The sequence below is a fragment of the Chitinophaga sp. YR627 genome, assembly GCF_900114995.1.
Taxonomy (GTDB): domain Bacteria; phylum Bacteroidota; class Bacteroidia; order Chitinophagales; family Chitinophagaceae; genus Chitinophaga.
On record NZ_FOUX01000001.1, the window covers coordinates 409,165 to 431,360 of the forward strand.

A 22,196-nucleotide genomic window follows, 5' to 3' on the forward strand; every position below is an offset into this window, starting at 1 on the left:
GTTGCTTTTTAGAGGTTTACTTTAATACCGCCGGTGAATGTTTTCAATGGTCCGAAATTGGTCGCATCTGATTCCGGATCGAAGTCGCGGAATTCTTTCCTGGAGAATGTCAGCAGGTTCTGTCCCTGTGCGAAGAGAGAGACCTGTTGCAGCCGCAGTTTCTTCATCAGGGAGGCTGGCAGCTGATAAGCAATGGAAACATTCTTCAGGCGGAGGAAAGGCGCTCTGGAATAAGCCAGGTCACTGTTCTTCGCGTATAAAGCCCATGGCAGGAAGCCCAGCAGACCTTGTGTGTATTTCGGAATGTCGGTCTCATCTCCAGGTTTCTGCCAGCGGCCGAGTGCACGGCTTTTCAACTGATTGCCCAGGAAACCGGAAGGAAACGTGCCATTCAGTAACGGATTCCTGACAGTATGGTCCTCAAACTGGAAAAGGATGTCAGCTGTCCAGCCCTTATAACGAAAACTGTTCTGGAATCCGCCATAGTATTTAACTGTTACAGGATCCAGCAGTCCGGTTCTGTCTACCGGCGAGGTTACTTTCTTACGCTCTTTATCGTAGAACGTATACACACCTGTCTGTGGATCGACACCCGCATATTCATATACTCTTATTGTACCCAGTGGTTTGCCCAGAATGAATGTAGGATCATCAGGTCCTACACCAGGATAAGATACTAGTGTATTACGTGGCAACGCAATGTTTATGGAGGTGCTCCAGTCAAAATCCCTGGTTTTGATATTTGTGGTGCGCAGTTCAAACTCCCATCCGTTATTACGGATGATCGCCGGTATATTACTTCTGATTGAGCTAAATCCGGTTACTGCAGATAAGGGCAGGTTCTGTAACTGATTGTTGCTACGATTGGTGTAGTAACTGGCCGTAACAAGTATCTTGTCTTCCAGGAAACCCAGGTCAATCGCACCTTCTATCTTACGCGTCGCTTCCCACTGTAATGCTGCATTAAACAGCGCCTGCGGCTGTAAACCATTGGAACCCTGATAGGGGTAAGAAATAGAACGATACAGGTCCAGGAACGCATAATCGCCCGCAGCATCATTACCCGTCGTACCATAACTACCTCTCAGTTTACCAAAACTCAGGAATGGTACCAGCTCTTTCACCGCCTTCTCCTGTGTAAATATCCAGGCGCCACCTGCTGACCAGAAGAAGTGGAATCTGTTCGCCGGACCAAAACGACTGGAACCATCATACCGGCCATTCAGGGTCAGGATGTACTTATTGTCCCAATTGTATTTCACCCTGCCAAATGTCGCATTGTAAGCGTTCTCTGACATCCCGCTGCTTTCATTGGTCAACGTAGCTGCAGCTGCCGGACTTTTAAGCAATGCATCACTTACATAGTTAGAACCGAACTGCGTAAGCGATTCATTTAGTTCATGTCTGAATGTTTCCCCGAGCAAGGTTTCTACATTGCCTTTTCCAAAACGAAAATTATAAGTAACCTGTGGTTCTATATTCCAGATGTTGTAATTGCTGTTGCTGTAACGGGCAGAAGCTTGTTTGATACCGGTCAGGTAAGGATTGATAAGGTATAGTGGCGAACCGGTGTACTCTTTGATCGCTGTGTTCTGATAACCGCCAGCTACTTTGATATCCAGGCCTTTGATCGGTCTGTAACTTAACGTAATATTACCGTTCACGTTATTACTACGTCCCAGGTAAGGTTGCAGTAGTGAAGAAAACGGATTGCCATAAGTGCCGTTCTCCCAGTTAAGCGTGCCATCGTGGTTAAATGGTTCCGGTGCATTCGGTGCCAGGTCTCTTATAGATCCTGTCGGGTCCATAGGAGGGATGTCATTGTTATTAGACACATAATAACCACCTGCATTCACCGTAAATTTTCCATCTTCGCTGTTGCCCGTTATATTAAAATGAGCAGAGGCTTTTCTGGAAGATCCATCTGTTGGCATGACCGGGCTCTCTCTGTGATAACCACCACCAACAAGGTACTGTACCTGGTTGCTACCACCGGAAACGCTACCCTGTACATCTGAGATGTGTGCGTTGCCACCTAATATGCGTTCCTGCCAGTTGGTATATTTGGTTGTATCCCAGGTCCCGTTTACATCATAGTCGGCCGGACCAGGACGTACGCCATCATTTGCCATTGCTTCTCTACGCATTTGGAGATATTCCTGTAGGTTCAGGTACTCGGGCATACGGGTTACTTTACTGATACCGGTATATGCCGTTACATTGGAACGCATACGACCGGGTTTTCCTTTTTTTGTAGTGATAAGGATAACACCGTTTGCACCCCGGGAACCATAAATGGAAGTTGCATCTGCATCTTTCAGCACGTCTACACTGGCGATATCCGCGGGGTTCACAAAATCGAGTAAGTTACCGCCATCTAATGCATTGTTGATTGAACCATAACCACCGCCTTTGAAAGGCACTCCATCAATAATATACAGAGGCGCAGTAGCGCCGGAGATGGAGTTAAACCCTCTTAACTGTACATTTACAGCTCCTCCCGGCATACCATTCACCTGATTGATCACCAATCCTGACACTCTTCCCGACAATGCTAATAAAGGATTGCTGACAGGGCTTCTTTCAATCTCAGCTGCTGTAACAGTGGCAACGTTTCCTGTACTGAAACGTTTGGTAGTAGTACCATAAGCGATCACCTGTACCTGATCCAGCTCACTGGTAGAAGGTTTGAGATATATTAAAGTAGGTAGGGAGTGTCTGATGTGCGCCACTCTCGTGATGAAGCCTGTATAAGAAACCACTACTTCAGCACTATCGCCCGCCAGTTCACTGCGTATTTCGAAATAACCATTTGCATCAGTGGTCGCCCCCTTATTCGTTCCCCTCAATGAAACGGTTGCTCCCGGCAGGCGTACGCCCATAACATCAGAGACCCAGCCTTTGATCACTTTCGGAGGCTCCGTTGCCATGACCAGTGAGGAAGACAGTCCATGCAGCAACTTCGGATCCCTGGTAATAACGATGACATTATTGACCACCGCATAAGCCAGTCCCTGTTTACCCAACAGTTCCGGCAGAAACTCGCTGATCTCTTTATCTTTTACATTGACGTCTACCGGAAAGGTATTTGCCAGTAGGTTAGGATTCGCGATAAACTCACGTCCTGTCTGTTCGCTGATGGCTTTGAAGATATCAGTTAATGCCACCTTCTTTTTGTTGATCGTGACCTTCTGGCCATAACTGGCGCCGCTTACATGCAACACTGCCACGATCATCAACGGAATGATTAGCTTCATAATCATAAATAATTTGGAAAAAGGAATTGGCATACCTTTGCCAGGTACAATGTTGTTCATACTTGTACATTTAGGGATTTACTGATTAAATGACGTAAGAGACATTTTGAAGTAGTCCGCACAGGAGGGCCCCAGGTGCAACTGGGGTCCTCACTTTTTTAGTAATAGGACCTACAACTGCTGTTTTCTTGTTTGCTGATTTTTGGTTGTTGCTATTTACTTGTTTTCTTCTTTCTACTTCATATGCATTTGGTTGGTTATTGATGTGAATAAGCGACTAGTTTCGGTTGTAATTCTTAATTCTTAATTCTTAATTCCTAATTCTTAACTCTCTCCGCGCCAGGTATTACGCTGATATGATCCCCTGTTATACGGAAATGTACTTCTCCTGTTGCTGCGATTGTTTCCAGTAGGGCCTGTGCCGTCACTTTGCGGGACAGAATACCCTGGAATTCTATATTGTCTACGTTCCCCTCGTAACTTACTTCTACATCATACCACCTGGACACCTGCCGCATGATCTGCTTGATGTTGGTCCTGCTGAAACGGAACTGTCCGTTCTTCCAGGCCAGCACCTCATCCAGGTCCGGTTTGCTGATGGTAAAACCAGCTGCGCCTGTTTGTAAGCTGGCCTGTGTGCCAGGTGTCAGTATCGTTGTTGCTGCGCCTGCCGCAACCTTTACAGATCCGTTTACGAGCGTTGTACGTACAGCATTTTCATCGGCGTAAGCCATAATGTTAAATCCTGTGCCCAATACATGTACGTCCAGTTTGCCGGTTTTAACAGTAAAAGGTTGGGCGGCGTTTGGGGCTATCTCAAAATAGCCTTCTCCGGTAAGTTCCACATTTCTTTCAGCCCCCGTGAATGCGGTCGGATAACGGATAGATGATGCTGCATTCAGCCATACATGTGATCCGTCTGGTAATGTTAGCTGGAACTGTCCACCTCTTGGTGTAGACAGTGTGTGGTATTGTATGTTGCCCCCTGTTCCACTGTAAGCGATAGCACCGCTATCTGCTTTAATAACTGAGACGCCGCCTGATTCGGCAATAGTGCCTTTTTCGGCGTTATCTAATATGATCTGTTGTCCGTTAGCCAGCGTCAGAACCGCCTTATTGCTACCCGGTGTAAGTGTTGTTTGCTGTACAATTACGGCAGGTTGTGGTCGCTGCGTACGTATCATCCAAACGGCAGTACCGCCTCCCAGTAAAAGAAGGGAAGCCGCCGCGGCCCACCAGTAATTACGTCCCCTGATCTTCCGGATGTTATTGTCCTGTCCCGTTACTGCTGCCAGTGCTGCTGTTTCTTCCTGATAGTAGGCCGTCAGCCGGCTATATATATTATTGACAATCTCCTGGTTATTATACACAGGTATCTCCTGCATGCCCATCAGCACTGCTTCATGCGCACGCGCAAGTTCCTGTAACTCCTCATCTGTTGCTTCGGTCAGGCTCCATAGCCTGAAAGCGGCTATTCGTTCTTCACTGACCTGGGTCCCCTCCGCCAGTTTTGTCACGATCGTGATGGCTTCAGTTATATTCATATATGACATATATAGGTAAAGACGGTTCTTAATTCCGAATTTTCACCAGGACAGTAAAAAATTTTAAAAAAAAGTTTCAGGGCTGAAAGAAAAGTATCAGTAAAAGAAGGGTAAAACTAATGCCATTGCGCGCCAGATAGTCTTTCAGCTGTTGGGTGGATTGCTGTAATGACTTATGAACGCCGCCAACAGACATACCTTCCGCATCCGCGATCTCCTGGATGGTCATTTCATCGCGTGTACGCAACAGAAAAATACGGCGCTGCTTTTCTGACAACATATCCAGTCCCGAACGGGCAATGGATTCATACTGGTCCGTGATCAGTTTGTCGTCAGCACTATAGTGTGGTAAAACATAGTCTTTGCTGTATCCGGCCTGCTTCTGGAGCAATGCCTGCCGGGCTTTCAGGAAGTCGTTCAATGCATTCCTGGCCATGATAAATACATAGTTCTTAAAAGAACGTACTGTGACAAGTATTTCCCGCTTTTTCCAGACTTTCAGAAATACTTCCTGGCCAATTTCCTCTACGTCATGTTTTTCAGTCAGATAAACCTGCAGATAATGTATAATGAGCGGAGAATAGGCGTCGTAAAGGCGCGTAAATGCCTGCCAGTCACCTTCCGCAACATTACTGAGTAGATTTCTTTCCTCTTCTTCCGTTATATGTATATGAACATTAAGCGCTGACAATGAAAAAAATGGTAAAGGAGTAAGTCACAAATATAACCGTTTTCCTCAGGATTGTGCCGGTCTTACCTGATCATCTGCTACCGCCAGCAGAAAGTCATATAAGCTGACCTCTGCCGGTAATTCCAGCTTCTTGCGTAACCGGTACCTGCTCGTTTCCACACCTCGAACGGAAATCCCCAGCGACTGTGCGATTTCTTTGGTGGTCAGATTGATGCGCAGATAGGCACAGAGTTTCAGATCCGTTGTACTCAGCTCCGGATAACGGCGTTTCAGCTTAAACAGAAAGTTATTATGTACTTCGTCAAAATGCCTGGAAAACTGCTCCCAGTCCTCTTCATTGTTTTCCGCCTCCTCAAACAGCCGCATCACCTTTTTAAATGCCCCCGCCGGCGAGTCTAATTTCTTCATAGCACTCAGCAGTTCTTCCTTGATATTCGATAATACCTTGCCCCTGTGTAAGAGGTACATAGTGGCCGTCGCCAGCTCCTTGTTTTTGAAACGGACTTCCGCCGTCAGCTTTTCATTTTGCAGACTGATCAGGTCTTTCTCCCGCTGCTCCTTTTCAAACCGGTGCCGTAAGATCAGCTGCTCCTGTTTCTGCTGATAGCGCTTCCGCTGACGAATGAATTTCTTCTTCTGATAAATATAAGCCCAGAGCAGTAAGGCAAGCCCGCTCAGCACATAGACGCTCATCGCAAGACCCGTCTGATACCAGGCAGGTAATATCCGGAAAGCATATACTGCCGGACGCGACACATTGCCCAGATTATCCTTCGCCCGCACAGAAAATGCATAATAGCCATGCGGCAGATTGGTGTAGTCTTTTTCCGTTTTTACCGACCATTCACTCCAGCCCTGATCAAATCCTGACAGCCGGTAACTGTAGGAGATCGTATTCCCCTGACTATATACCGGTGAAGCATACTCAAAATGAAAACCCGAAAATGCATGAGGCATTGCTTTGAAGGAATGCTTTCCCGGGGGATGATACCCGCCAAATAAAAGACTGTCCCGCTTTCCATGTGCGCTGACCTGACCAATCAGTACAACAGGCAACTCCCGCGAATGACGGTAGTGCCTGTAATTAATGTGATACATCCCCTTCTCCGCGCCCACAAAAATGTTCTCATCATCATAAGGATAAAGGAACTCAAACCCACTGACCACCTGGCCCTTCAGCTCCGGGAAATACACAATACTATAAGGATGCTCCGGCAGCGGTTTGTGAAAATCGATCACGCCGGGCATCTTATCTGAAACAAACCAGATATTGCCCGTAGCGTCTTCCGCCAGGTGCTGTAATGGGATATTCTTTAACACAGGATACAACCAGGGGGAGGGCACGAATTTTTTCTTAACGGCATCATATTCATATACGCCTGCCTGTGTGGCCACCAGCGTCCGGTTCCTGACCCGGAATACAAAATTGTTGTAGTCAGATGGCAGACCGTCTTTGCTGGTAAAAAGTGTATACTGTAGCAGACTGTCTTCTTCCACATGCATCCTGAACACACCTCTGTAAGGATGCGAAGACCACACAATACTGTCGTCTTCCACCGTTAGAAAACGAAATGATTCAAATAGTCCTCTTACCCTGGCAGGGTTGCCTAACTGACTGCCATTCTTTTTGATCAGTTGCAGTCCATTATATCCGCCGGAGAGAATATGCGAGGCAAAGGGACGAAACAACCAGCTGCCTGTTAGTTTGGAGAGTAGTCTGGCGTCCTGTCCGTCAATCTCGAAAGCGCCTTCATGATGTCCCATCAATAAATGTGAGCCTATCTGACTCAGGTTCCAGACCTGTCCCTGCGTATGCCCGATCCGCCGGAAATGTCCTTCCTGGAAACTCAGGTCTTTGCGGGTACCCACCGGCGTGGCAAAAACCCCATCCGAAGTACCTATATATAATTGCGATTTGAATATTGCGGCCGTATAGGAGGTAAGGTATCGTTTGCCATCCGGTAGGATCTGTTTCACAGCGGTGTTATACCGTACCATATCGATCCCGTTATCCAGCGTTAGCCAGATATTCCTGGCAGGATCGGTAAAGATCCTAAGTACACTGTTATGCTGAAGGCCTTCATCTACCGTAAATCGCTGGATAATGTTCCCCGTAGTACTATTAATGATATAACAGCCGCCATAGGAAGTGCCGACCAGTAGTTGCTTGTCACTATCTCCCCAGTTCCTGGCACAGTAGATCTGTTTTTCAGTGAATATGTCATCTGCAGCTGTACGGAAGGGCATCAGCTGTCTGCCATGCAATTTGAAAAGGCCCTGTTTCAGGGTGCAGATCAGTAAGGTGTCTTGTCCGTAGTCCAGGATTTCCCTGACCAGCAACCGCTGACTGGCTATCTCACTACAAACGGATTGCCATTGTCCGTTCCGGAACCGTAACAATCCCCTGGCTGCATCCTGTGCATATAGGTGTCCGCCGGCACGGCGTAAGACCTGCCATTCCGCCTGGGCGGCATAGATATGTAATGTCTTATGATCATAATGAAAGATCTTGTTGGTGCTTCTGAAGAAGATACCACTGTCATCGATCACAATATCCCAGATATCGGCAAATTGATCTTTCCGGTTCCTGACAACCGGTTTGAGTGAAGTATACCGCAATACCCCATCCGCATCCGGCAGGTAATAACCAAAATCATCCTGGGCGCCGATATAGATCCGGCCATCCTTATCTGCTTTGACAGCTCTCAGCCGGGTATGATTGGGCACCGGGAGCAACTTCCAGGAATGACCGTTGAAGGTCATCAGCCCTTCATTGTTGGCAAAATAAAGAATGCCATTCCGGTCCATATCCAGGTCCCAGGTTTGCCCGCCACCAGGATATTGCTGGCGGGTATAATTGATCACAGGCGGTAGCCCGATTATTTGTTGTGCGATGGACAGGTTGCTCCATAGGATAGACAGCACAAGCAGAAAAAGCTTGTTCATTTTCCATAACGTTTCACTAAAAATAGGGAATAATATAGCGCGAAGTAAGGGTGACGTAAATAAGGTTTATTGATAATCAATATACTACGTTCTGCTTGTAGTAGATTAGACGTACCCCCTAAAAGAAGGAGGATGAAAATTAAGCGCATCTTTGCCCTGATCAAATTAACCATTCGTTTCCGCGTTATGACACCTTGTTACTGAAACAGGCGTATTATTTACACCTGTCCGGCAGCGATAAGGCTATACCGTGGAAACAATGAAAACCAGAAAATTTAACTATGAAAAGGCAAACCCTCTCCACGTTGCTGAGCGTACTGCTCCTGTCAGGGGCAGTAACATCCTGTAAGAAAGAAAACAAGGCAGAACAGGCGCCTAAATTGTCCGCAGATGACAAAACCGTTGGCGCTGTATCCGCTGCTGCCAGATCTTATAACCTGATCTGGTCTGATGAATTTGACGGCACCAGCCTGAATACCTCAAAATGGGGGTACGAAAATGGTAACCTCGGTGTCAACAATGAAAAGCAGTTTTACCAGACCCAGAACGTTGCTGTCAGCAATGGTAATCTGGTGATCACTGCCCGTAAAGAAACCGTTGCCGGCCAGCCCTACACTTCCGGCCGTATCAACAGTAACGGTAAATTCTCTACCAGGTACGGTCGTATCGAAGCCCGTATCAAACTGCCAGGCGTACAGGGCTTATGGCCTGCTTTCTGGATGCTGGGTAACAGTATCAGCACCGGCGCCGGCTGGCCAGCCTGTGGTGAAATTGACATCATGGAGCATGTAAACACCGGTAATACCGTGCTGGGTACCATCCACTGGTTCAATACCGTGTATTCCTATTATGGTGGTAACACCCAGACCACACCAACCGATTACCACGTGTATGCGGTTGACTGGGATGCTTCCGCGATCCGCTGGTATGTGGATGGTGTACAGTTCCATGAGGCAAACATCCTCAACAACATCAACGGTACAGAAGAATTCCATGCACCTTTCTTTATCCTGCTGAACATTGCCGTAGGGGGTAACCTGCCGGGTAATAACATCAATGATGGTGCTTTACCAGCTTCCATGCTGGTGGATTACGTAAGAGTGTACAGCATCACCGACACACCTGGTGGTGGTACTGCTCCGATCGGTTCTACCATCACCATCAAAGGCAGCAACGGTTTATTTGCCAGCGGTGAAAATGGTGCACAGGCAATGACCTGCAACCGTCCAACGGCACAGGCATGGGAACAGTTCACCGTAGTAGATGCAGGTGGTGGTAAAGTAGCCCTGCGTAGCCAGGGCATGTATGTTTCCTCCGAAAATGGTGCGCAGGCAATGACCTGCAGCCGCCCGACCATCCAGGACTGGGAAAAATTTGATTGGATAGATAATGGCGATGGCACGTTCTCTCTCCGTGGAAACAATGGAGCATATGTCTCCAGTGAAAACGGTACCCAGGCAATGACCTGCAACCGTCCGACGATCCAGGGCTGGGAGAAATTCACCCGCTAACTAAATATTGTCTTTTCCCTCGATTAAACCCTTAGCTGGCCGCCATTACGCCGCTATTTCTTCGCTCATGAGCGAAGAAATAGCGGCGTAATGGCGTTATAATGGCGGTATAATGGGAGAAACAGGACATTACTAGCGGACAATCAGGCATTTGGCCGGATTTCGTTGATCACCCAGGTGATCAAGTCCACCTATGCATCGTGTATAAGGCATGTATGAAGCATGCATACCTCGAGTATAAGGTATGACACAGCTACGCAAAAAAAAGCGCCGGTACCTGACCAGCGCTCCTGTTGTATAATGTAAAAGTTTAATAAAACTAGTGTATCAGCTTCACCCGGATAGCTCTCAAACCTGATACTCCCTGAAGGTCCTCAATATCAAAGCGTTCAATAGCTTCATCCAGCACAGCACGTGATTGCAGCGTTTTTATGTATCCCAGGTACTCTTCCTCCTCTAACGCACTGGAATACACAATCGTTACCTTACCCGATTGTGTGATACGCTCAGTGGTATCTTTGATAAAGGCTTTATCGATCCGTTTTTTGACGATCTCAAAACGCGCATTATAGCTACCATCCACATCAAATCGCTTTTCGTCCATCCTGAACCGGATGGAAATAGTAGAATTATATACTAAAATTAGTGTGGTAACATCCAAACCGTAAGGAAGCTCCGGTTTCAGGTGATGATGAGCGATTTCCATTTTACAAAGCGTCTCCAGTTGCCAGAGCCGCAGCGTATATAATCGCTGGATATCGAATTTCAGTTTCGGGGCAATAGAGGCGCCGATATACAGGTTATGTTCTACCCCATCGGTTTTGAACCGTTCAAAGTAATGGGGGAATGCGCGCTGTGCTGCAACCTGCTGTTTATCAATGATACCGGTCATCCGGTCATTGATAGCAGCAATCGTAGCCTCATACTTCCGGCGATGCAGGTGAAACCGGCCATAGGCCTTGTCATTATCCGAAAAATAAGCCTCTACCTGCGGATCGGCCATGAAGGGATGTAGTTTGGGATGCACTTCGCTCACCACATAAGCCGTGATATATTGTTCCGTACCCGCCTTTAAAGGGAAAGACAACTCTATGAGGTACTCCTTCAGCTGTTCCTGTATGGTGTCAAAACCGCCCAGTTGTTTAAGTAACCGGGACAAGGTCTTTACCTGTAATAACAGGTCCTCCTGCACGCTGTGATTACGTACTTCTGACGAGCCCTTGATATCGATCTGTCCATATAGAGGATACACATCGCGGAATACGATCTCGTGTGGTTTATACTCTTTCCCGGCATGATGATGTGCGATAAACCTTTCTGCTTCTTTCCTGAATTTCCAGTATACGCTCTCGTGGATAGACGTATAATTATTCTGGATCACCGCCTGTACCTCATTCTGCATCTCTGCCAGCAGTCTTTCGACAGTATCTGTCAGAAAAGGCATCACAACTTCCAGTTTGTTGGCGTTGATGCTGTTGAGCTCTTTGGTCCTTACAGAGACCATTTCCATAACGCCCAGCAGTTGCCCGTTCTTGACAACCGGGGCCAGGATAAAGCTTTTAATGCCTTTTTTATAGAGGAAACCAGCCAGCCGGTTTTCCGGATCAGCCGCCAGAAATTCGTCTACATTGGACACGGCGAAGTATTGTTTGTTCTTCACCACACAGCTATACGAAGACGTACACAGCAACTCACGCGCTTCGCTGTGTCTATGTCCCTGTACAAGAAAACTGTTCATCTGCTGTAAACCAAAAGGGTCGGCTGTGAAATGATCGTCTTCCGGGTTATAAAGGGTGAAACCTACCTGAATATCAGGAATACGGTAGATGGACCGGAAGATGGACTGGATCTTGTCTTCAAAGCCTTCTGTATTCAATCCCAGCAGCTTTTCCTTGAAGATAGATACGGCATTCTCCACTGTCGCATCATACAGCGTCATGATGGCAAATCCTTTCAGGATCCAGCTTTCCTTAGGAAATTTGGACTTCCACAGGGCCAGATCATCATAGTTATTCAGCAGCAGGTCGATCTCTTCCTGGCTCAGCGTCGGCGCTGTATCCGTTGGGATGATATCGAGAAAATCTGCATTGTATAATATCCTGTAATGTTTGATAACGCCATCCGCAGTAGGAATATCGTAGAAAAACGGTCTGCCGAAATCCAGTGAAGTGCCATAAAATTCATTGAGGATGATACAGCAGCTCAGCACATAGGCCTGATGTTCGTCAAAGTCCCTGATGGCAAAGCTAAAGCCGGGACCCGCGGCCCGGAGGATGTTTTTAAACCGCTCTGTGTGATTGAAAATGAGATCTGCATAAGGCAGGTTGATGGCCTTTATCTCGTTCATCGTGAGCGCCTCAGGGAAATAGTCCACCAGCAGGCGGCGTATCAGTCCTTCGTTCTTTTCTATCTGATCAGCTGATGTAATACCTTCGACCAGTGCTGGATTTTGTGCAAGTTCTTCCAACAGGGCTTTGGCACGGCTGGCGGCCTCGCCTGCAGGTCCTGCTGCCTGTTTTTCCAGTCGCTCGGCTAACTGGTAAAAACTGAGTTGAATCTTAAATGGACTGTCCGGAATCGAATGCAGGTTCATGTTCTTGTTATCTTACCGGTATAAAATTAATCATAATTTCCTATTCCCCTGCTGCTACAATGACCGCATAGTGCGCGGGCCTTTCAGTTGCCGTTGGAAATTTTTTTTGCAGCCCTTTAAAATATCCCGCTAATTTCCCGCACCTTGCAGTCAGAAGAAAAGTCTTCATTCCTAAAATGCTACCCGATGACCCAACGTATCCTGTTCCTCATTGCCATCTTATTTTCTTTCAATCATTTATTTGCACAACAACAGACCATCAGGCGTATTGACTCACTGCTCAACGCTCCTTCACAGACACCCTTTAATGGCGTAGTCGTACTCAGTACCAACGGCAAAACATCTTACAGGAAAGCAGCCGGTTATGCCAGCTTCGAACAGAAAAAAGCCATTACCAGCGAAAGCGAATTTATCGTCGGTTCCATCAGCAAACAGATTACGGCAGTGATCGTACTACGCGAACTGGATAAAGGACGCCTGCGCCTGGAAGACCCTATCCGCAGGTACCTGCCCCAGCTGACAGAAAAATGGGCAGACACCGTCACCATTCATCATCTCCTGACGCATACACATGGTATTACAGCGTTAGATAAACCACTGGCGTTCAAACCCGGCAGCCGCTTCCAATATGGCTTTATCAGTTATGACCTGCTGTCGCAGATCGTAGAGAAAACATCCGGTCAGTCTTTCCCGGACCTTTGTAATGCCCTGTTCAAAATGTGTGGTATGCAACATAGTTCGCATCCGAGAGGCAGATCTTACAGAAATCTTTGTAAGGGATATGTACTGGAAAATGGAGAGCGGAAAGAAGAACCTTCTTACCTGGATGTGTTTGCTGCTGCCGGCGGACTGGTATCCTCCGGAGAAGACCTGGTAAAATGGAACAACAACCTGCATGGCGGGAAATTACTGGCGGACAGTACCTACCGGCTCATGATCAGCAAAAAGGAAAATGCTTTTCGGGATCATGTTATTTTAGGGACGGTCGACTACGGCTATGGTATAACGATTCCACATCAGTTCAGCGTTCCTGAACTGTGCGTAACTGGCGTAGCACAGGGTTTTATTGCGATGGATATGTATTTCCCTTTTACAAAGACAAGTCTGGTGGTACTGGAGAACATCGCCACCGATATGCAGGAACTGAAGAATAGTTTTTATTACCACGAACAGATACTGAAGATAGTAAGGGATGCACAGTAAAATATGCTATCCTGCTTTCTTTTGCACATGCTCCGGACAATCCAGACGCAGGGTGTCTGCTACCAGCGGAATACGCAGGAGATTACAGAAGTGTTTGTTGCCACTACCAGCATAATGCGTACAGGTAAAACACATCCGCTGCATGGTGATGATCTGCGCATTATGGAGCTGGAAGATAAGCTGAAGTAAGACTGTTTTCAGTCCGGTTTTTTGTGTGTCGGGCAACTGGCTCACATATCCAAGCAGGGTATCCGCAAATCCCCCGGCAGATTCCGCGATCTTTTTGCCTGCTGCGGTTAATTTGAGCACCTGTGCACGACTGTCCGTTGGATTATCCTTTTTTACCACCAGCTTCTTTTCTACCAGCACTTTTATCACATCACTGACCGTTGCCTTGGTGACGTTAAATTCCCTGGACAGATAGGTCACCGTTGCCATCGAATCATCATGCGTATGCAGGAAGATCAGTGACTGTATCTGTATCGGACTCAGTCCGTGTTCTTTTGCCTGTTCCCACAGCATCACCCGGAAAGATTCGCCTACCCGTTCCAGTGCCGCAACGATCAGGGCGTCATTAGATGAATTTTGTACATCCGGATTGAACGGCGTCGTGTTTGTGTTACTCATTGTCTGTATAACTATATGCTTCCTGTATTTCATCCACCGGCATACCAGGAAGAAACCTGTTGTTCTTATCAGCACAGCGATGCGGATGAATGGTCCGCATCGCTGTAGATGATCTGTATCCTGATATCCTTTTACAGGAGATAAAATTACATTCTTTAGTTATTACATCCCTGCATTTCTATAATTGAATATCCCTGGCGGTCAATATCGGCTACCACATTGTCATCCGCCTGTTCGATATGACAGAAACGGCATTCATTGGTGGTCAGCGATTGTCCTTCCTGTCCTTTCTGCATCAGATACTGACGTCCGTAGGTATGGATCTTTTCCACGTCTTTAAGGTCAGCAGGAACTAATATATCAAAGTGCATAACAGCACCGTTTTTCTTCTGGACATAAGTGTCGAAAACTGAAACTTTCATGATCTTTGTTTTTTATGGAAGTAAGCGGAGAGCAGCGTTCCCCGCTTACGATAATGTAAGCGATTATTTTACCTGGTAAGGAAGCGAGAGGTTTTTGGAAAGTACACTGTATACTTTATATACGCCCAGCATCGGCATGTTATCACCCTTTGCGTGTTCTCCACCTTCGCCTGTTACTACCTGCATATAGGCAGCTACCGCATCGTATTTAAAACTGGTCCTGAAACGTACCCTGTAGTCAGGTACAACGATCCTGATCGCTTTACCTTCAGTAACTACCTGGAAGCCCGGAGAATCCATATACATCGGCATGCCCGGATTCGTCTTTGGTAATACAACTGATTTATCAGCAGGATCAAACTCTTTTACGGATAGTCCGCCGGGAACACGTTTGTCTTCCACTAATACCACCCAGTGCGGATGCCAGACGATCTTATCGTTGCGATAATCACCATCGCCGTTTTCATCCCATAAGGGAGTATCATCAAAGTCTGGATGCGCGGTGATCGCTAATGCGAGAATACCTGCTGTTTTGCTGAATCCAACATCCTCCGGACTGAGCGTCGTGGGGAATACATAACCGTCTACCGGAGCGCCATTCATTTTACCCGCAGGTTTGGAGGTACTTTTACCCGCCTGTCCCTGAACGATGATCTCAAATTCCAGCTGTCCCCATTTCTTATTATGCGTAACACTGGCGGATACTATCTTATAGTCTGCTTCATTGACAGTAGATTTCGGTCTTTTACAGGAGTCGCAATCCGGTCCTGCAAAGGCAGATAATATGCTGGAAAGAACCAGTGCTGCTGTAGCTGTGATGTGTTTCATGATGCTATGAATTAGTGTGATTGATTTTGACAGGACAAATGTAGGTAGGATTCCTAACAATATGTTATTGAGGTTTTCTATAAGTATATAGGAGTCCTTTATAACTGTTCCTCAATAGGTGTTTGTGCAATTACAAAATCCAGATTCGTGCTATTTACGTAGTGATGTTTTTTCGCGGATGAATGCCGCTATAGCTCAGATTAGTAGCAGAAAATTCTTTTATGTTTTTAAATCCGCACATAATAAATCCCCGTATCTAATCATGTACCGGTTTTAGCCAATAGCATTGTACAGACTAACTCACTAAGACCGATAAGGAAGCAGATATAATATACATGCCAGTCATCCTGTGAGTGCACATGCACAGGACCTCACGTTAATTAATCAAGACCTTTTATGAACACAAAAAAAAAACTAAAGCAGATCCTGTTATGGGCCGGAGGCATATCCGTATGTCTTGTAGTAGCGCTTGCGGTGCATATCTATATGGTAACGCGGCCCAAGCCACCAGGAGCTAACACCCGTATCATGGCCAGAATTGACATCAGGCAGGATATTTCGCAACAGGATGCGGATAAGATCTCCGCATGGTTGTACCGGCAGAAAGGCGTGGATAGGGTGATGGTCAATCCGGCCACATCGATCGTCGTGTTTACTTTCTTTCCTGTGAAAACCTCTGCGGATAATATTGTTAGCAATTTTCAGACGGCCTTTCATTATCCTTCGCAACGTTACGTCCCCGGCGAAGAAGAGATGAAGAGTGGTTGTCCGGCTATGGCGCAATCCTTCACAGCGAAGTTATCAGGTGTATTCAAACATGTTTTCTAACGGCTAATCAATAATATCATATGAAAAAATCAGCGTGGTTATTTATGCTCGGGCTTGTTGCCTTCGTCGGACTAATGGAATCCTGTAAAAAGGACGACGATGCCCCTATGGTTACAAAAATGTCTCTTTATGATTCCCTTGGTGGTTCCGCTATGGTAAACGATCCTGCCAATTCCGGCATGAAGATCGAACAGGGCAGACTGGGGATCCGTTCTGTAGTGGACAGCGCCATCTTTGTGATCGCAGGTGATGCAAAGATCAATGGCTTCTTTACCGTACTGCTGGCAGAAGTGACCAGTGGTAATACCAGCGGTTTCGAAAGACTCAGTAAAAATCTGACAGACTTTATCTGCGTAGCTACCGGCGGAAAAGGTTTTACTTATGGCGGTCTGAATATGAAAGATGCACACGATCCTGCTAAGAATCCACGTATGAATGGAAAAGCTTCCAGTGCAGATTTTGACGCTTTTGTCGCAGACCTGGTCGTAGCTGCAAAGAAGAATGGTTTGTCTGATCAGCTGATTGGTCAGGTAGGCGCTCTGGTAGAGACCCTGCGACCAGTGGTGGTGCAAAAGAGCTAAAAAATAAGTATTAAAAGTTAAGAATTAAGCATTGCGGAACAATTGCAGACAGACGACAATATAGAACGCAGGAAAAAGAAACAGTGTAAATAGCTTTTAAGGTATTCAGGGGCTTCGTCATCCGACAGAAGCCCTGAATCAGTTGAATATAACCGCGCCGTTATTACCATACTTACACTATACTTACTGAACGTTGGTGCTACCTTTTTTACGTAGCACTAACGTTCAGTAAGTATAGTGTAAGTATTTTTTTTCCATCCGCCTACTATATCCTAACTTCGTCCGTCACTAAGAACATCTATGCATTTACATTTGTTTGATGAACTCGTTTACACCAAACGTAGACAAAAGCTCTCCGCTAATGTAGGAGACGGTCTTATTCTCCTGATGGGAAATGAAGACAGTAGTATGAACTACGCGGATAATACATATCCTTTCCGCCAGGATAGCACTTTCCTTTATTACGCAGGTATTGATATAGCCGGACTGGCGCTTGTTCTGGATCCTGCATCCGGAGAAGAAACGCTTTTCGGAAGAGAAGCAGGTATAGATGATATCATCTGGACAGGACCTTTACCTTCTTTACAGGATCTGGCAGATAAAGTAGGTATTGCAAAGACAAGACCTTACGCACAGCTGGGAGAAGTATTGAAGAAAGCAAAAGACACAGGACGCCGTATACATATTTTACCGCCTTATCGGCCGGAGAATAAGATCAAACTGGCAGAATGGTTGCAGTTATCTATCGGCGGTTTACAGGAAGTCGTATCCCTGAAACTGATCAAGGCGGTGATAGCACAGCGTGAGTGTAAAGATGCAAATGAAATAGCAGAGATGGAAGCAGCTGTGTCAGTGAGCGTGGATATGCACCTGGCTGCTATGCAATATACCAGACCTGGTATGAAAGAATATGAGATCGCGGCGAAAGTAGAAGAAGCTGCATTGGCTGCAGGCGGTCGTTTATCTTATCCTACTATTCTGACGATCAACGGTCAGGTATTACATAACCACTTTCATGGCAACCAGGTCGCTGAAGGACACATGGTGCTTTGTGATGCCGGTGCGGAAACAGCGATGCACTACGCAGGTGACCTGACAAGAACATTTCCTGTAGGCAAACAGTTTACCACCCGTCAGCGCGAAATGTACCAGGTCGTACTGGATGCACTGGATCATGCAGCGGGTCTGCTGAAGCCGGGTATTCAGTATAAGGAAGTACATACACAGGCATCCGTTAAACTGGTGGAAGGTTTAAAGACCCTCGGACTGGTAAAAGGTGATCCTGCGGAAGCAGTAGCTGCAGGTGTACATACCTTGTTCTTCCAGTGTGGTCTCGGACATATGATCGGACTGGACGTACATGATATGGAAGATCTGGGTGAACAATATGTAGGTTATTCCGATACACTGAAAAAAAGCACTGAATTCGGCTGGAAATCACTGCGACTGGGTCGTGAACTGCAACCAGGTTTTGTATTGACAGTTGAACCGGGCATTTATATTATTCCCGAATTAATAGATCGTTGGGTTGCTGAGAATAAACTTAGTAACTTTGTTGATTATAACACGCTCGCAGGCTATCGCGATTTTGGTGGTATTCGTATAGAAGATAACTTTGTGATTACAGAAACAGGTAGCAGAAAGTTAGGCAAAGCGTTACCAAAAACAATCGCCGACGTTGAAGCGTTAAGACAATAGACTACAGACTAACCCATATATTATATCGTAAAGGAGTCCGCCGGTGGCGGGCTCCTTTCTTTGTGCAGGTGATAGACTGGCGGTATCACGGTCGATGCAGATATGCAATACGTTCAGCAACAGGCGCAGGACTAAGACAAGCCATCACAACCAGTATCAGTGCAATGGCATTAGCTATCGTACGAATGGTATGCAGGTATATCCAGGGTTGCTCAAATTTTGCCCGCATAGCGGAAAGTTCCACACTTGTTGCGCCGGACAACTGAAAGGCATCCAGCATATTGTTCAACGGTACATTGCCAAACATCGTCACACCGAATGTACCTCCAAGATAAATAATGGATGCTACTAACAGCAACCAGAAGCGGACAGATAACACCGGACCATATTGCAGATAAGTACATAAGGGCAGCAGCAAGACAGTACCCATGAAACTCAGAAAGAATACCGGGTTTAATATCGCCCTGTTCATCTGTTGCATGGCTTCCAGGTAAGTACTGTCAGATACCCGGGCCAGACCGGGAATCACAGAACAGGACCATGCGTAGAATAATCCACTGATCAGCGCTGTTGTCAGAGCAGTGGCGATCATGATGATATGTGAGAAGGTGAACATGTGATTAGTTTTACTGCGTGTCATACGGATGATTTTCTAAAGCTTTTAATATAGTTGGCGATGGCTGTCATCTGATTAGGGGTGATGCGTTTTTTGAAAGCAGGCATGATCCGCCGGCCATTGGTAATCTGATGGAGGATCGCACTATCAGACAACAGACTTTTCTGCAGGTTCTTAGCCCCAAACAATCCTCTTGTGCCATCGGCGCCGTGACAACGGGCGCAATGTTGATCATAAAGCGCGCGGCCTTCTTCCACAGGAGTTGCAAATGTGGCTGTCAGCAGGAGGCATAGCACAAAGGAAAGGGTAATTCGTAGTGGCGGCATTTCTTTTTTTCTCAAAATTAGGGTGGGGCAGGGGCGGAAAATAGAACAAAACCGTCAGGCAGGGCTAAATGTAAAAAGCAGCCCGCAAAGGCGGACTGCTCTCGTAATACGTCTGTGTATGTGATGTGGGAGCGGATGATTAATACACCGTGATGGTTGGATCCCATTGGCAATAGCTCCATAATTTCTGAGTCTGTGTTGCGGGATCGAATAAATAAAGACCGAATCTGATCACAAAATTCTCTGTGCCTTTTGCTTTCACAGTGGAAGTCAGTGCGTAAATATTACGTTGCTGTGTGATAGCAGGTAATCCGTTAACGCTACCGGATGGGATAACACCGCCTGGTAACAATGTCTGGTTCATAACAAAAGGATTAAATACATCATCGGTCGGACCCTGGTTTGTATTTTTTTCTATATCATAGATGATGATGGCATCATGGCCATTGTTAGAAAGAGACGATCCCCAGAAAGCTACTGTAGATTGATTAGGTACGGAAAAGGAAAGGTCAGCAGTACCCTGTTTGGATGGCTTATTGACAAAAGAACAGGCCATTACTTCAGAGTTATGGTCAATGGGCATCGGATTGTTGGGGTCGGTGCTGATACCCGTTGTGTATTTATTGTAGATATAAGCAGTATCTACAAGGAACATAACATGGACGATCGAGTCGTTCACATCCAGGATATTGCCCTGCGTTGCACGACTGGTAGCTGTAGCGGTTTGAGACATAAAATGTGGTTTAAAATTATTACCTACTCTTTTAAGGCTTTTCGGTATACGCCATTTTAGATTGTGTTTGTTGTTGTGTAGCAGACAAAAGAAGGACTGTATTTCCCGTGGAGGAAACAGCATAATTACAGTGCAGGCAAAGCGATATCCTTTCAGATAGTGCACTATCTGATGTTAGGGGGGCTGCAATGCCATATATGATCCTTTAGTTTAAGGAAAGGTAGCGCTGCGGTGTGCTATATTTCTCATGATTGTCCTGGTGATTGTGGTCTTTTGCTGAATAAAACTGGTTATCTGAGTAATAGTTAACTAATGAAATAGTGGTCTCACAGCATTAATAACAGGACCTGGGTAGTTTTGTTCGATGAGGTGCTTATAATTTCAGAAAAATAGGTACAGGGAGGAGGACATAACTATTCTTTAGCCGGCGTGACCTCATACAATTTGCTGGCAATTTCCTGTTCAAGGGATACCGGTACTGTAGACGCCACATCACCTACCGGCGCATATCGCAATGTTTCTTCATCCCAGGCAAAAATGTATGTCTCACTGCCATTAAAACTTACATTATAACGTTGCTCATCATTGAATGAAAAAGGTTCCGCTTTCACCATGTATGGAACACCGTCAACTAATAAGTTAAATGATAATTTGTTCATAGTTATCCATTTTTCGGTTATGCACACAAGAATCAGACCTTAATGACAGCCCCGGCCGTTCACGCCACCCCCTTTACTAAAATGAGTATTGACATATTTCCTCACTGTGAGATGGAAAGCGCGCTATAAAGGCAACAGATTAAATCAGAATTAGTTAGCAGCCCTAAGAGATTTTTTTTCAGACGCTTGCGGTATGATAATTGCTGTTGGGATTGCGCCCCCTGATATACCGGCAGACACATTTATTGAAGCCATCTATTCTATTTGAAACACTGTAGACCATTTTCCGGCATCTCAGGGGTGGAATAACATATCAACTGGAGAAACCTTTCTTACCTCAATTTTTATTGGAAACACTTAAACAGATTTCACTCATGAAAAAATCATTTATTCAGTTGTGCACAACTGTGACCCTGGTTGCTGCATTATTCACTGCCTGTTCGAAGCAATCCTCTGACGAAACTGTAGACCCCGCAAAGCAGGAGGGTAATGCCACTGTCAACTATCAGATCCAGGCAGTTAATCCTGCTGGTTCTATTGATGGATCAGGAGCAGAGCGCCTGGGTAGAATCATTAATGACCCGTCTGCAGCATCCTTCCCATCTTTAAGATTTGACCTGACCTGGGATAGCATCAAAGTAAGATTCAGGGAACTGAAATTCGCAGCCAGAAGCGGAGCAGACGAAATTAATATGAGCATTAAGACAGACCGCTTTATCGATATTCTCGATAGTACATCATTAGGTAGCATCATGCTGCCGGTCGGCAACTTTGATCATGTAAAAGTTTATTTCCGCGCACAGGGTGACAAGCAGAAACCTGCTATCCTGATGAAAGGCCGGATCACCTGGCAGGGTAATGACATCCCTGTTGAGGTAGTAATTGTTGGTAAGATCGAATTGACAGCAACGGGCAATGACGTGGCTATCGGCGCCGATGGTCTTTCCTTTGACGGCAAACTCAAACTGGACCTGAACCTGGTAATGTCTAAACTGCAGATAGGAGACTTTACCGGTACCTTCACTGGTGGCAAGATCGTGTTGAGTATCGATGCAGACGTCGATACCAACAACAGACTCAAATCTGCGCTGGAAAACAGTATGTCAGTTGAGCATAAGTTAAGATAGTCATGT

18 protein-coding genes are annotated in these 22,196 nt (G+C 46.1%); 6 read left to right on the forward strand and 12 right to left on the reverse strand.

Annotation, left to right across the window (positions count from 1 at the left end; genetic code table 11):
- Nucleotides 1–8: 8 nt before the first annotated feature.
- The 4 genes from BMZ72_RS01250 to BMZ72_RS01265 all read right to left on the reverse strand — a co-directional run bounded on the left by BMZ72_RS01250 (nt 9) and on the right by BMZ72_RS01265 (nt 8,438).
- Entirely contained in the window at nt 9–3,257 is a 3,249-nt protein-coding gene (locus BMZ72_RS01250; protein ID WP_177222647.1) for a SusC/RagA family TonB-linked outer membrane protein, read from the reverse strand.
- A gap of 317 nt (nt 3,258–3,574) precedes the next feature.
- Nucleotides 3,575–4,801 (reverse strand): FecR family protein, encoded by a 1,227-nt coding sequence (locus BMZ72_RS01255; protein ID WP_177222648.1) that lies wholly within the window; start codon nt 4,799–4,801, stop codon nt 3,575–3,577.
- Nucleotides 4,802–4,877: 76 nt separating this feature from the next.
- Nucleotides 4,878–5,492, reverse strand: a complete 615-nt coding sequence (locus BMZ72_RS01260; protein ID WP_089804461.1) for an RNA polymerase sigma factor — start codon at nt 5,490–5,492, stop codon at nt 4,878–4,880.
- A 45-nt stretch (nt 5,493–5,537) separates the two neighbouring features.
- Complete coding sequence (locus BMZ72_RS01265; protein ID WP_089804463.1) at nt 5,538–8,438, reverse strand: ligand-binding sensor domain-containing protein; 2,901 nt, start codon at nt 8,436–8,438, stop codon at nt 5,538–5,540.
- A 281-nt stretch (nt 8,439–8,719) separates the two neighbouring features.
- Between BMZ72_RS01265 and BMZ72_RS01270 the strand changes: the two genes are divergently transcribed.
- Nucleotides 8,720–9,949: a family 16 glycosylhydrolase gene (locus BMZ72_RS01270; RefSeq protein ID WP_089804465.1), complete on the forward strand. Its 1,230-nt coding sequence runs from the start codon at nt 8,720–8,722 to the stop codon at nt 9,947–9,949.
- 319 nt (nt 9,950–10,268) lie between these two features.
- Here the strand turns inward: BMZ72_RS01270 and BMZ72_RS01275 are convergent, their stop codons facing one another.
- Entirely contained in the window at nt 10,269–12,542 is a 2,274-nt protein-coding gene (locus BMZ72_RS01275; RefSeq protein WP_089804467.1) for a GAF domain-containing protein, read from the reverse strand.
- Between the two features lie 186 nt (nt 12,543–12,728).
- On the opposite strand from BMZ72_RS01275, the gene BMZ72_RS01280 reads away from it, so the two are divergent.
- Nucleotides 12,729–13,745, forward strand: coding sequence for a serine hydrolase domain-containing protein (locus tag BMZ72_RS01280; RefSeq protein ID WP_089804469.1), 1,017 nt, complete (start codon nt 12,729–12,731; stop codon nt 13,743–13,745).
- A 6-nt stretch (nt 13,746–13,751) separates the two neighbouring features.
- On the opposite strand, the gene BMZ72_RS01285 is transcribed toward BMZ72_RS01280, so the two are convergent.
- From BMZ72_RS01285 to BMZ72_RS01295, 3 genes are all read right to left on the reverse strand, one after another.
- On the reverse strand, nt 13,752–14,372 hold the full coding sequence (locus tag BMZ72_RS01285; RefSeq protein WP_089804471.1) for a MarR family winged helix-turn-helix transcriptional regulator: 621 nt from the start codon (nt 14,370–14,372) through the stop codon (nt 13,752–13,754).
- A gap of 155 nt (nt 14,373–14,527) precedes the next feature.
- Nucleotides 14,528–14,794, reverse strand: coding sequence for a DUF2024 family protein (locus tag BMZ72_RS01290; RefSeq protein WP_089804473.1), 267 nt, complete (start codon nt 14,792–14,794; stop codon nt 14,528–14,530).
- A 63-nt stretch (nt 14,795–14,857) separates the two neighbouring features.
- Nucleotides 14,858–15,622, reverse strand: coding sequence for a hypothetical protein (locus BMZ72_RS01295; protein ID WP_089804475.1), 765 nt, complete (start codon nt 15,620–15,622; stop codon nt 14,858–14,860).
- A 396-nt stretch (nt 15,623–16,018) separates the two neighbouring features.
- Between BMZ72_RS01295 and BMZ72_RS01300 the strand changes: the two genes are divergently transcribed.
- From BMZ72_RS01300 to BMZ72_RS01310, 3 genes are all read left to right on the forward strand, one after another.
- Entirely contained in the window at nt 16,019–16,450 is a 432-nt protein-coding gene (locus BMZ72_RS01300; protein ID WP_089804477.1) for a hypothetical protein, read from the forward strand.
- Nucleotides 16,451–16,470: 20 nt separating this feature from the next.
- Entirely contained in the window at nt 16,471–17,031 is a 561-nt protein-coding gene (locus BMZ72_RS01305; RefSeq protein ID WP_089804479.1) for a group I truncated hemoglobin, read from the forward strand.
- 300 nt (nt 17,032–17,331) lie between these two features.
- The gene (locus BMZ72_RS01310) at nt 17,332–18,729 is read left to right on the forward strand and encodes an aminopeptidase P family protein (protein ID WP_089804481.1); all 1,398 of its coding nucleotides are present in this window, start codon (nt 17,332–17,334) and stop codon (nt 18,727–18,729) included.
- Nucleotides 18,730–18,814: 85 nt separating this feature from the next.
- Here the strand turns inward: BMZ72_RS01310 and BMZ72_RS01315 are convergent, their stop codons facing one another.
- From BMZ72_RS01315 to BMZ72_RS01330, 4 genes are all read right to left on the reverse strand, one after another.
- Nucleotides 18,815–19,369 carry an anthrone oxygenase family protein gene (locus BMZ72_RS01315; RefSeq protein ID WP_255373074.1) on the reverse strand — a complete coding sequence of 185 codons (555 nt, stop codon included), beginning with the start codon at nt 19,367–19,369 and terminating at the stop codon, nt 18,815–18,817.
- Nucleotides 19,366–19,671, reverse strand: a complete 306-nt coding sequence (locus tag BMZ72_RS01320) for a c-type cytochrome (protein ID WP_089804483.1) — start codon at nt 19,669–19,671, stop codon at nt 19,366–19,368. Before BMZ72_RS01320 ends, BMZ72_RS01315 begins: the two co-directional genes overlap by 4 nt.
- A gap of 139 nt (nt 19,672–19,810) precedes the next feature.
- Complete coding sequence (locus BMZ72_RS01325) at nt 19,811–20,404, reverse strand: inclusion body family protein (RefSeq protein ID WP_177222649.1); 594 nt, start codon at nt 20,402–20,404, stop codon at nt 19,811–19,813.
- Between the two features lie 413 nt (nt 20,405–20,817).
- Nucleotides 20,818–21,063, reverse strand: a complete 246-nt coding sequence (locus BMZ72_RS01330; RefSeq protein WP_089804488.1) for a hypothetical protein — start codon at nt 21,061–21,063, stop codon at nt 20,818–20,820.
- Between the two features lie 374 nt (nt 21,064–21,437).
- Here BMZ72_RS01330 and BMZ72_RS01335 point away from each other — a divergent pair, with 374 nt between their 5' ends.
- Nucleotides 21,438–22,190 (forward strand): hypothetical protein, encoded by a 753-nt coding sequence (locus BMZ72_RS01335; RefSeq protein ID WP_089804491.1) that lies wholly within the window; start codon nt 21,438–21,440, stop codon nt 22,188–22,190.
- Nucleotides 22,191–22,196: the final 6 nt, after the last annotated feature.